Origin of the sequence: Psychrobacter sp., assembly GCF_030454045.1 — a bacterium.
GTDB lineage: Bacteria > Pseudomonadota > Gammaproteobacteria > Pseudomonadales > Moraxellaceae > Psychrobacter.
Genome location: NZ_JAKDJE010000086.1, coordinates 1 through 11,609, shown reverse-complemented (window position 1 = coordinate 11,609; position 11,609 = coordinate 1). Strand labels below are relative to the sequence as shown.

The window sequence follows — 11,609 nt, the reverse complement described above, 5'->3', positions numbered from 1 at the left end:
TATCAGCAAGCATTTAATCTAAACGGCAGTTACACAGAATTCGGGATGGTCTCAAGCAAAAACGACTACAGACACCGCTCTTAAAAGTGATATCTGATTATTTGAAAATGACGCCCTAAGTAGGCGTCATTTTTATGTGCAATGGTTTGGCTAGTAGTTGTGATATATCCGGTCTTGTGTCTCTATTTGAAGAGATATTACGGTCTAGCAGATATGCAAAACGCTCACACCTTAACGTTTCTTAAACTTTCATCAAGCTACTTAACATAGGAACTGGCTATGATAAGAGGCAGTATTAACATCGTCTGCGCGCGCTAGTTATCTCAAGTAGTGCTTTTCAATCAAACCAGTGATGTTAAATATTCATTGACTGTCCTAAATAATCATCTTAAAAATCGACTGAGAGCACCCATGAGACAAACCTTGTTCGTACTATTTATCACCTTATTCAGTGTAACAGGCTACTCAGCCAACGCGATGGTACCAAGCATTGCTTTTGCAGAAGCAGTAAACGCGACTCCAAAACCAGTCATGTCTGCTGAAACGAAAGAAATCAGACGAGACTGCCGCATAAATTTGGGGTTGAACAAGTTACATATGAATCTAAGTGACAGTGAAAAAGAAGCAATAAAGAGATGTATAGGCAGTAAACAGCTGTAGGTTTAGATATTAGCAGCAATAGAGCAGTGATATGAGCCAGCAATATTCTTTATTGGTGGTTTTTTTTGATAGATAGGATAAAAATCACCATTCAGGCAGCATTAGACGATCAGACTGACAGTCTTACTGTTAAGGTGTCTGGATTTTATTTTGGATGGAGTAGGACAGCACAGAAAAACTAGTGCGTTTCTCAGAATAGATAAGATTGGCGGTGAAGGAGGGATTCGAACCCTCGATACGCGATTAACGTATACACACTTTCCAGGCGTGCGGTTTCAGCCACTCACCCACTTCACCGTTTTTTGAACGCCTAAGTATAGCGGATACGATTTAGAATGTCACGACTTGCGCACTATCTTTCTTTATTCGTAGCTGCCTGCTACGATAGTATGTATGTAATGACAGCTATAAATGGTTGAAAGTTTAAATGATAAGTTCTCGTAAGCCTAAATATGGGCTGAAACATAGCATGCTAATGGCGGTAATGGCTGTGACTATGGGCGTTACCCAAGCATATGCGGATGATTTCACGCAGTGTAGCCAGTCCTTTTATGGTGGGATTTACCCTGAATTTACCAATACCAAGCTGAGTAATCAAACACAAGCACTTTGTATGGATGGCTTTGCCGTCATGTATTCTGCCTTATCACGGACACCGCTTTGGTCAGCAGAGTATCTAGATCGTGCGCGTCTACAGCAAGCCAAGCAAATTGACCGCGAAGACAGCTTCCATGAAGAAAGCAAGCTCCCAGAGTCCGCGCGTGCCTCATTATCTGATTATTCAGGCTCCGGTTATGATCGCGGACATCTCACGCCCAATGCCGATATGGCAACGCGCAGTCAGCAATATGATAGCTTTAGTCTGGCCAATATCGCGCCGCAGTCGCCGCGCAATAATCGTTATATTTGGCGTAATATTGAGTCTGCTACTCGCTATTTGACTCAGCAATACGGTGAGGTTTATACCATTACTGGCGTCGCATTTACCAATACTAAGACCAAGCAGCTTGCCAATCGTGTGCTCGTGCCGAGCCATTTTTTCAAAGCCGTCTACATTCCAGCGACCGATCAAGCAGGGGTATATTACGCGCCAAATGACGAATCTGAACGCATTGATGTCATTAGTGTTGATGAATTGACCGCTGAGATAGGCATTGATGTTTTACCGATGCTTGACACACAAACCAAGAGCGAAGCGTTTGACTTGCCATTAAAGGCAGGGGAGGCGTCAGAGGGGTCTGATACCTCAGCGCAGGAGCCGGATTGGATGCTATTTGTATGGGCTATTTTGGAGTGGTTACTTGCACAGTTAAAAGCATAAAGTGTTTCAATATGCTCAAAATTGGGCAAACATATCATATGCGACTAATAATAAGGATACAGACATGATTGACCCATTCGCCAACAATCATCAAAGCATGCAAGTCGGTGGGCTTGTTATCGAAAACCAAAAGGATAAAGTCATTATCTATGGTGATATTGATCTGACGTTAGATGCATCAGGATATGAACAAGCTCAGCAATTACAGACGCTTATGAGCTGTATCATGAAGGCATTTGAGGGCAAAGACCTTTATAGTAATAATGAGGCTAAGTCAAAAGAAAATGATGACCAATCGGACAAATATATTGACAATCCTTTTCTGTAAGTCTTTGATATAGTTTTATTTTATAGAAATAATAAAGTACTAAAAAATTACTAGGCAAAGTCGGAAAATTGATTATAATGAGTCAAGACATCGCTTATGTCGCTCAAAATCTTTGACAAAGAGTTATGAGCAATATCGATAACCTACGCTTTATAAGTAGAGAGTCGCAAAGCTTGTAATAAAAGATGATAGCAAAGGATAAGCATAGGAAATCAGAAACATAATGTTTCGAGCAATCATTGTATGAAGGGAGTCAATCTATGAAATTATTTACAAAAACCACGTTAGCCGTTGCTGGTATTGGTATTGCTAGTATGGCATTTGCTGCTGACCCATTAGCCAATACGACTTGGCAGACATATGATGACGGCAAGCCAAAAGGTACGGTAAAAATTACTGAGTCAAATGGGGTACTGACAGGTACGCTCATTGCTACTAACTCAGCCAAAGGCAAAAAGCATATAGGCACGACCATTATTAGAGGTCTAAAATCTGATGGTGGTGGTAAATACAGCGGTGGTACGATTACTGATCCTGAAAAAGGCAAAGATTATCGTATGACGGCAAATCTAAGTGGTAATACTTTGAAGCTAAGAGGCTATATTGGTCCATTCTCACGCAGTCAAACATGGAAAAAGAAATAAGTCGATCAAGTAGTTTTTTATCAGATCTGTACTTAATAGATAAAATCCCGCACTACCGAAAGGTACTGCGGGATTTTTTATATTTTACATTTTATTGTGTCAGTAAGGGGAGGTTACTCAATAAAATAATAAACGCTGACACTACATAAAGTAGTATCAGCGCATCGAGTAGGATTAAACCTGTCTGCTAGATCTTATCTGATAAATTCTGGGTACGCTTCCATACCACATTCTGCAATATCTGCCCCTTCATATTCATCCTCTTCAGAGATACGGATACCGATGACAGCTTTGATGATGACCCAAACGATGAAGCTTGCAACAAATACCCAAGCAAAGATGGTAGCAGCGCCTGCAATCTGACCGATAAAGGTAGATGCTGGATTCGTAATTGGCACAATGAGTAAGCCAAATAGACCGACCACACCATGAACCGAGATAGCACCAACAGGATCGTCAATTTTGATTTTGTCTAATGCCAAGATAGATAGCACCACGATGACACCAGCCACAACGCCAAAGAGTGTCGCTTGTAGGGCAGAGGGTGTTGATGGTTCTGCAGTAATAGCGACCAGACCGGCTAGAGCACCATTGAGTAGCATTGTAAGATCGGCTTTGCCGAAGATAATACGTGCGATGATTAAAGCGCCCACAGCACCGCCAGCAGCAGCAGCATTGGTATTCAAAAAGACCATGGCAACAGAGTTGGCACTAGCGATGTCACCAAGTTTGAGTACTGAGCCACCGTTAAAGCCAAACCAGCCCATCCATAGGATCAATGTACCAAGCGCGGCTAGTGGAAGATTGGCGCCAGGAATCGCACGTATCTCACCTTTAGGACCGTATTTACCTTTACGGGGTCCTAGGAGTAATACACCTGCTAGAGCAGCAGCAGCGCCCGCCATGTGTACGATACCAGAGCCTGCAAAGTCAGAGAAGCCCATATCGCCTAAATTAAACAGCCCAAAGACATCGTTACCGCCCCAAGTCCAACTGCCTTCTAGTGGATAGATAAAGCCCGTCATGACAACAGCAAATAATAGGAAAGCCCATAACTTCATACGTTCAGCAACGGCACCTGAAACGATGGACATACAGGTTGCAACAAAGACAACTTGAAAGAAAAAGTCCGAGGCTGCAGAGTAGACAGAGTCGCCACCAAAGCCATTTTCGGCAGAGGCTGTTAGTGCGTCTTCTACTAAGGTATCGCCGCCTGCAATTCCGCTCAAGAACAGATCGCCACCATACATAATAGCGTAGCCGCATACCATATACATGATGCTCGCCGTTGCAAATAGCGCGACATTCTTAGTTAAGATTTCGACCGTGTTTTTTGATCTGACCAATCCGGCCTCTAGCATAGTGAAGCCGGCGGCCATCCACATGACTAGCGCCCCACAGATCAAAAAGTAAAACGTATCGAGCGCATACTGGAGCTCAAAGATTTGACTTTCCATTTAAATTCCCCTTGAATTTACAATATAGATATCGGTATGACCGATAGATAAAAATGCGGTAATAGCCTGTTTCTATAAATCAGCGTTTACAGATAAGACCTCAAATCTAGATAGCATCAGGTCCGGTTTCGCCCGTACGGATACGAATGACTTGCTCAAGCGCAGTGACGAAGATTTTGCCGTCACCAATCTTGCCAGTGCTAGCGATACGAGTGATTGCTTCAATAGCAGGCTCGACCATCTCGTCGATCACAGCGACTTCAACTTTTACCTTAGGTAAAAAGTCCACCACGTATTCTGCGCCGCGATAGAGCTCTGTATGACCTTTTTGACGACCGAAACCTTTGACTTCAGTGACGGTAACACCTTTAACACCGATGTCAGAAAGCGCTTCACGCACATCATCGAGCTTAAACGGTTTTAAGATCGCAGTGATTAGCTTCATAAAAAATTCCTTATTTGTGTGATGCTGCAGATTGATGGAAGCATTATGGTGCATCGTCATATCTCTGCTTTGCTTATGGTAAGTTATTCAAGAACTGTGCCAATCTACTCAAGGGGGAGGTAGAATTGGTTTTTTATTCAAAAATAACCATGCTTGCAATAGGATATATAATAGACGGTGCAACGATGAGACCATCGTTATAATCATAGTGACAGTGAATCAACCTTTAGCAGTTGGTTAATGAAAACTTTATTATAACCAACTTTTTGGGTGCTTGGGGAGGCTATACCCTTATTTCATGTGACGATTTGCTAACTTGAGTTTGGTCACGAAATGGGTACTAAAAGACAGCTTTTGAAAGCCAACTGGCGGACAAATAAATGAAAGCGCCAGAGACCAGAGGGGTACTGGCGCTCTGCGCTTATATAGATAGGCTACGTGTGTGTAGATAAACCGATGCTTAAGCCTTAGGAAAAAGGAGGTATGGTGTTTTGGTGCTGCCCAATAGCTTTTTGGTATCGCTGCCTTGTAGCAACTCACGTAGACGTGATTGGCCAAAAGCGCCTGTTATTAACAAGCCAATATCGTTCTGGTCTTGGTAATAATTTAAAGCTGAAGCGACATCACGGCAATCGAGCAATGTCTTTTTAGACTTGATACCAGCTTGCTTCAACCTTGCATAGGCTTCGCGCAACGCATCGCAGTTATCAGAGGTCTCTTTGCCGATCATGACAATATGAACGGTCAAGGTACGGATCAAAGGAGTTTTGCACAACCAATTGAGTAGCTTATGGCACGTTGGGCTGTTGTCAAAAGCAAATAAAGCGGTAGTAGGGGGCAAAAATGGTGCATGTGTCACCAAAATGGGGCAGTGGCTGACTCTAATCAGTTGTCCTAATGTCGATTTGCACGTGACATGATGACCGATGACGATCAATTGTGCCTTGTCATCGACGTAATCGATACTCTGGTTCAGGTTTTCATGACGATGCAAGGTATAAGTTTTAAGCTTATGAGGCTTTTGCTCGCAATACGTGGTAGCTTGAGACAGTAATAGTCTGCCCTGTGATTTTAGCTCACAGTTGCTCAAATGCTCTTTGGTTGTGAACTGCTCAAGCAAGGCATTTTTATCATCGATATTGAGACAACCAGAATAATTGACCGCAGCTTTTTGCTGTAAGCTTGGGACTGAATGTAGCAGTCCTACAGGCGCGCGCAAGCGAATAGAAGCCCACATGCTGGCCTCTAATACAGCTTGAACATGATCAGGACAGTCCAAGCAAGCAATGACACTATCTGGTTTTAAGTTACTCATAAAACGGCCACATCATTCTAATCATCAAAATCAGCCACTCAGCGTAGGGCTAAGGCATCACGTACATACCCAACTCTTTTGACCAACGCAGCTGTCTATTTATCCATCGATTCACAAATCATTCATCGATTCACAAAACCTTGCCATACATCAATGACAAGTTAGACGTAGATTTGCTTAATCTAATAAGCCAATATCTCGGCGATCGTGAATAGAGAAGCGGTCAATCAGTGTTCGACTCGCATTGTTGAGTCCTACCACTTTGACATTAATACCTTCACGTTGCAAGCGCATGACCAGCTTGTCCAAGGTATCAACAGCACTGATGTCCCAAAAATGTGCATTGCTGACGTCAATTTGAATGCTGTCTACCGCTTCTTTGGTATCAAAGCTATTCAAAAACTGTGTCGTAGAGGCAAAGAACACCTGTCCTTGAACATAATAATAACGGGTATTGCTACTATCATCGTACTCACTGAATATGGTTAAGAACTGACCAATCTTATTGGCAAATGCTAAGGCAGATAGCAACACGCCAACACCAACGCCATAAGCTAAGTTGTGCGTAAAGACAGTGGTCAATACCGTCGCTAGCATCACTATATTGAATGACATAGGGTGCGTTTTGAATTCGCGAATAGATTGCCAGTTAAACGTGCCAATCGATACCATAATCATGACAGCAACGAGGGCTGCCATTGGGATTTGGCTGACCCATTCACTCAAAAACACCACCATAATGAGCAATACAACACCTGCAATCAAAGTCGACAGACGTGTGCGTCCACCTGATTTAACATTGATCATTGACTGACCAATCATCGCACAGCCTGCCATACCACCGAAGAAACCTGACACCACGTTGGCTATGCCTTGACCACGGCACTCTTTGTTCTTATCACTTGGCGTATCGGTCAGCTCATCGACAATCGTCGCAGTCATCATAGACTCTAATAAACCCACAATGGCAAGCGCAATAGAATAAGGAGCAGTAATCAACAATGTATTTAGGTTTAATGGAATATCAGGCAACAAAAACACAGGCAACGAATCTGGCAAATCACCCATGCTACCAACGTTACGAATATCAAGATTCATATACATGGCGACCGCTGTCAAACCAACGATACAAATCAATGGAGAGGGAATCACACGGCCTATTTTAGGAATAAGGGGAAACAGATAAATAATTGCCAAACCCACAGCCGTCATGATATATACCGTCATACCGACACGTTCAGTCATGGGATTTAATTCTGGTAACTGGGCGGCGAATATCAATATTGCCAGCGCGTTGACAAAGCCAATGACGACTGAGCGCGAGACAAAGCGCATCAAATTACCAAGCTTTAGGATGCCCATGACGACCTGAATGACGCCGCACAATAAGGTCGCAGCCAGTAAATACCGCAAACCATGATCGGCAACCAAATCAACCATGACTAAGGCCATAGCACCCGTTGCTGCCGAAATCATACCTGGACGACCACCGACAAAACTGATCACGACCGCGATACAGAATGAGGCATATAGGCCGACTTTTGGATCAACACCTGCGATAATAGAAAAGGCAATGGCTTCTGGAATAAGCGCCAAGGCGACAACCAAGCCCGATAAAACGTCACCGCGAACGTTGGAGAACCACTCGTCACGCAAGTTATCAACAAAAGATATCATAAGTAAACTACATAGGGTTAGAGGCAAAAAAAGTAATCATTACTCATTTATAAAATGATCGTGTCACTAAAAATAGCTATTCATTTTTCTTTTACGTCAACATGCACAGGTCATGTTGCTGTGTTGGAATGTGAAAGGTCAATCATAGGTATGTCTACTGATTTTTTTGGTATCACAAATACGCTCATCAATATTCAAAAAGATGATAAGAGCAATAAAACTACCTAAAATATGGTTTGAACCAGATTGCTTAAAATAGGCTATAAAAAAGGCCTATCGTAAGACATAGAATCAGCAATCACTTGCTGCAGTAGAGGGTAATCAATAATCTGCCAGAAAAGAATGCGGGTCTGACATCCCGTTGTGACACATGAATCATTGCTAAAGAGACGTGACAATAGCGCGATTAATGTGACAACATGATAAACTAAAATGCTTGGGTGAACTGCTTTATCATATAGCAATGTCACGCATCAATTAAGTTAGCTATTATAGCATTAGCCACTGAATATAAAAATAGGCGAATAATAGCACAAACACATAAAAAATCAGTACCGAAATCTGAACGATACCGTTATGATGCTTGTCATCTCGACGGTGTCATTTGGAGTCGCTATCCGCATCAGTGTGCTTGATGACATCTCGCTCGTTCAATAGAAGGAATAGATATGACCGCTCATAACGCAACAGAAACCTTGATCCACAAGGGTAATGGTCTACAGGTCGTGGTTGGTTTGGGACAGTCTGGGTTATCGGTCGCGCATTATCTTGCCAAACAAGGCTATCAAGTGGCGGTAACAGATGCACAGGTCGCGCCTACACTGGCAGCACAATTGCCAGATGAGATTGAGGTTCGTCAGTTTGGTACCATTGACGCAGGATTATTGCAGCAAGCTGCCCGCATTATTATCAGTCCTGGTATCTCGCTTGACATGCCTGCCATTGCAGCAGCTCGTCATGCAAATATTCCCGTCGTCAGTGACATTCAGCTTTTTTGTGAGGCCTGTAGAGTGCCGATCGTGGCGATCACAGGCTCCAATGCCAAAAGCACCGTGACCACATTAGTGGGGCAAATGGCAGCAGACGCTGGTATCAATGTGGGTGTGGGCGGCAACATAGGGATACCAGCACTCACTTTGCTGGATAATACGAACATGGAGCTGGCGGTGCTAGAACTATCTAGCTTTCAACTAGAAACCGTCACAAATTTGGGGGCAAAGGTTGCCACTGTCCTCAATATGTCGCCAGATCATCTCGATCGCCATGGTGATATGCTGGGCTACCATCAGGCCAAACATCGTATTTTCCAAGGCGCTAAATCCGTCGTCATCAACCGTGAGGATGCGCTTACTCGTCCCTTAGTCGCAGACAATCTGCCAAAGATCAGTACTGGCATCCATGCGCCTGACAAAGGACAGTACGGCCTGATAACAGATGTGGAAGGTCAAACATTTATTGCGCGTGGTACAGAAAGGTTACTATCCGCAGACAAACTGTTGATGAAAGGACGTCATAATCTGCTAAACGCGCAAGCAGCTTTAGCGCTCGGTGAGCTTGCAGGGTTGCCTATCGAGAGTATGCTTGAGACACTACAGCAATTCACTGGTCTGGCGCATCGTTGCCAATACGTGGGGAGCGTTGCTAACGTCGATTATTTTGATGACTCAAAAGGCACCAATATTGGCTCTACCATGGCTGCGATCGAAGGATTGGGCGCCGTCTACGCTCCTAAAGATGGGAAGCTCCTCTTGATTTTAGGCGGGCAAGGTAAAGGCCAGCAGTTTGGCGAGTTGACGCCCTTTATCAATCAGTACGTCAGCCAAGTATTGTTCATTGGTGAGGATGGCAAGCAGATTGAGCAGCATTTGCGCGCCGCCAAGATCAGTGACGATGTGGCATTACATCAATGCCAGACATTAGAAGGGGCTTTTGCCACTATTAAGCAAGTTACTGACAGCAGCCTGTCGCAAGTGCAGGCAGTGCTTTTATCTCCCGCTTGTGCCAGCTTTGATCAGTATAGTGGTTATGCTGCTCGCGGTGAGCATTTTAGTCAGTTGGTGGATAAAATCAGCACGGCGCATCCAGGGGTTGCGAGTCTTAGCTAGAGGTTTTGATTTGCCACAGCTCATCATAGACGATAGAGCCACTGATATTAGCAAAGAGTATTTTCTTGATAAATGATTGTTTTGATTATAGATTGCTGCTACTGTCATCATAATAGTTCTATTACTTAGATGGATGAAAACAGATGACAGCGATGCTAAATGGCATTGGCAGTGTTTTGCGATGACATTTGCGGCGTCTAAGCGCGCTTTATCATTTACTTAGTAAGATCGACTTTATGATTTTTTAAACGGTGGCGTTTTATAAACGCCGTGTTTTTTCGTTTGTTAGTGTATATAAAATTATGGCGCTCTCCTCTTTTTTTCGTTCTTCGCCCAAAACAAAACCAGTCTCAGGCTCAGATGGTGTGCTTTCGATGCCGTCAGCGCGTGCAATTTTGCTATCGAGCGTTGGCTGCATGATGGTGCTTAGTCTGCTGATGGTGGCTTCTGCTTCTATTCCTTTTGCCCTTAGCCGCGGTATGACAGAGCTGTACTTTTTCAAAAACCAGCTGTTATACATGACGATAGGTTTGATCGTTGCCATTATCCCTTACTATAGTGTGTCGTTACGCACGTTATATAAGACAGAAACGCAATTTCTATTATTGGGCATCACAGGTTTGCTGCTAGTAGCCACATTGTTTAGTACGCCAATCAACGGCTCCAAGCGTTGGTTGACACTGGGCGGCTTTAACTTTCAGGTTGCAGAGCTGGCTAAGCTTGTCATGATTGTATTCGTGTCTGACTTTGTGGTGCGCCGCTCTTTTGAGGTTCGTAATGGTCTCGATGGTTTTTTGCGGATTATGATAGTGGTAGCACTGATCACGATACTATTGTTATCACAGCCAGATTTTGGCTCTTTTGTCGTGATCTTAGGTACGCTATTCGCGATTTTTTATATCGCTGGCGCACCTTATAAGCATTTCTTAGCATTGGGTGCGGCAGCTGTTGGTGGCGCCGTGTTGATGGTGACCACGGCAGAGTATCGACTGGTGCGTGTGATGTCGTTTATGGATCCATTCGATGATGTACAGGATACTGATTATCAGTTGGCGCGTAGTTTAATCGCTTTTGGTCGTGGGCAGTTCACTGGCGTCGGCTATGGTGAAAGCGTACAAAAACTGTCGCATTTACCTGAGGCACACACTGACTTTTTATTAGCGATTACTGGCGAAGAGCTGGGCTTTATTGGTGTGAGTATGGTGCTGGTGTTTGAAGCATTGATTATCGGCAGTGCGATGCGCATCAGCTACAACGCGCTAAAGCGTCGTCAAATGCGTATGAGCTATACAGCGTTTGGCATCGGTGTGGTATTTATTGCGCAGACAATCATTAATGCGGCAATGAATATGGGGGCAATCCCAACAAAAGGTCTAACCATGCCGTTCTTTAGCTATGGCGGTTCTTCAATGTTGATTAGCTTGGTGATGGTGGCTTTATTATTAAAAATATATAAAGAAAGCCCTGAGATCGAAAAGAGCCAATGTCGCTATTACTAAAACCTTGGTTTTGTCTTATGAACGCTACTGTCAAGCTCCCAAAAAAGCGCCGCACATAGCGGCGCTTTTTGTTATTTATTTTTTGTGACACATTTACTGAAGCTGATTAGGGCGTGTTGAACATTCGCAAATAGGCACTGCTGATCGCTAAAATTGTT

The 11,609-nt window shown here is 43.7% G+C and carries 10 protein-coding genes and 1 tRNA gene; 6 read left to right on the top strand and 5 right to left on the bottom strand.

Annotated elements, in window-relative coordinates; genetic code table 11:
• Positions 1–411 precede the first annotated feature (411 nt).
• The gene (locus L0G63_RS12225; RefSeq protein WP_301450913.1) at positions 412–660 is read left to right on the top strand and encodes a hypothetical protein; all 249 of its coding nucleotides are present in this window, start codon (positions 412–414) and stop codon (positions 658–660) included.
• 206 nt (positions 661–866) lie between these two features.
• On the opposite strand, the gene L0G63_RS12220 is transcribed toward L0G63_RS12225, so the two are convergent.
• Positions 867–957: transfer RNA gene (locus L0G63_RS12220), tRNA-Ser, on the bottom strand.
• Positions 958–1,129: 172 nt separating this feature from the next.
• Here L0G63_RS12220 and L0G63_RS12215 point away from each other — a divergent pair.
• The 3 genes from L0G63_RS12215 to L0G63_RS12205 all read left to right on the top strand — a co-directional run bounded on the left by L0G63_RS12215 (position 1,130) and on the right by L0G63_RS12205 (position 2,953).
• Positions 1,130–1,981 carry a DNA/RNA non-specific endonuclease gene (locus L0G63_RS12215; RefSeq protein WP_301450912.1) on the top strand — a complete coding sequence of 284 codons (852 nt, stop codon included), beginning with the start codon at positions 1,130–1,132 and terminating at the stop codon, positions 1,979–1,981.
• Between the two features lie 64 nt (positions 1,982–2,045).
• Positions 2,046–2,309 (top strand): hypothetical protein, encoded by a 264-nt coding sequence (locus L0G63_RS12210; protein ID WP_301450911.1) that lies wholly within the window; start codon positions 2,046–2,048, stop codon positions 2,307–2,309.
• A gap of 260 nt (positions 2,310–2,569) precedes the next feature.
• Complete coding sequence (locus L0G63_RS12205) at positions 2,570–2,953, top strand: DUF2147 domain-containing protein (RefSeq protein ID WP_301450910.1); 384 nt, start codon at positions 2,570–2,572, stop codon at positions 2,951–2,953.
• A gap of 194 nt (positions 2,954–3,147) precedes the next feature.
• Here L0G63_RS12205 and L0G63_RS12200 read toward each other — a convergent pair whose 3' ends face one another.
• The 4 genes from L0G63_RS12200 to L0G63_RS12185 form a co-directional block, all read right to left on the bottom strand.
• Positions 3,148–4,410, bottom strand: a complete 1,263-nt coding sequence (locus L0G63_RS12200; protein WP_301450909.1) for an ammonium transporter — start codon at positions 4,408–4,410, stop codon at positions 3,148–3,150.
• Between the two features lie 106 nt (positions 4,411–4,516).
• Positions 4,517–4,855 carry a P-II family nitrogen regulator gene (locus L0G63_RS12195; protein WP_010197981.1) on the bottom strand — a complete coding sequence of 113 codons (339 nt, stop codon included), beginning with the start codon at positions 4,853–4,855 and terminating at the stop codon, positions 4,517–4,519.
• A gap of 460 nt (positions 4,856–5,315) precedes the next feature.
• Complete coding sequence (locus tag L0G63_RS12190; RefSeq protein ID WP_301450908.1) at positions 5,316–6,170, bottom strand: universal stress protein; 855 nt, start codon at positions 6,168–6,170, stop codon at positions 5,316–5,318.
• A 177-nt stretch (positions 6,171–6,347) separates the two neighbouring features.
• Positions 6,348–7,847: a SulP family inorganic anion transporter gene (locus L0G63_RS12185; RefSeq protein WP_301450907.1), complete on the bottom strand. Its 1,500-nt coding sequence runs from the start codon at positions 7,845–7,847 to the stop codon at positions 6,348–6,350.
• 668 nt (positions 7,848–8,515) lie between these two features.
• Here L0G63_RS12185 and murD point away from each other — a divergent pair.
• A complete protein-coding gene (murD, locus tag L0G63_RS12180) occupies positions 8,516–9,952 on the top strand; it encodes a UDP-N-acetylmuramoyl-L-alanine--D-glutamate ligase (RefSeq protein ID WP_301450906.1) in 1,437 nt (478 codons plus the stop codon).
• Between the two features lie 374 nt (positions 9,953–10,326).
• On the top strand, positions 10,327–11,451 hold the full coding sequence (gene ftsW, locus L0G63_RS12175) for a putative lipid II flippase FtsW (RefSeq protein ID WP_367618368.1): 1,125 nt from the start codon (positions 10,327–10,329) through the stop codon (positions 11,449–11,451).
• The last annotated feature ends 158 nt before the right edge of the window (positions 11,452–11,609 follow it).

Coding starts and splice junctions, on each gene's coding strand:
- L0G63_RS12225 (WP_301450913.1), top strand. CDS start 412: ATGAGACAAACCTTGTTCGTACTATTTATCACCTTATTCAGTGTAACA.
- L0G63_RS12215 (WP_301450912.1), top strand. CDS start 1,130: ATGCTAATGGCGGTAATGGCTGTGACTATGGGCGTTACCCAAGCATAT.
- L0G63_RS12210 (WP_301450911.1), top strand. CDS start 2,046: ATGATTGACCCATTCGCCAACAATCATCAAAGCATGCAAGTCGGTGGG.
- L0G63_RS12205 (WP_301450910.1), top strand. CDS start 2,570: ATGAAATTATTTACAAAAACCACGTTAGCCGTTGCTGGTATTGGTATT.
- L0G63_RS12200 (WP_301450909.1), bottom strand. CDS start 4,410: ATGGAAAGTCAAATCTTTGAGCTCCAGTATGCGCTCGATACGTTTTAC.
- L0G63_RS12195 (WP_010197981.1), bottom strand. CDS start 4,855: ATGAAGCTAATCACTGCGATCTTAAAACCGTTTAAGCTCGATGATGTG.
- L0G63_RS12190 (WP_301450908.1), bottom strand. CDS start 6,170: ATGAGTAACTTAAAACCAGATAGTGTCATTGCTTGCTTGGACTGTCCT.
- L0G63_RS12185 (WP_301450907.1), bottom strand. CDS start 7,847: ATGATATCTTTTGTTGATAACTTGCGTGACGAGTGGTTCTCCAACGTT.
- murD (WP_301450906.1), top strand. CDS start 8,516: ATGACCGCTCATAACGCAACAGAAACCTTGATCCACAAGGGTAATGGT.
- ftsW (WP_367618368.1), top strand. CDS start 10,327: ATGCCGTCAGCGCGTGCAATTTTGCTATCGAGCGTTGGCTGCATGATG.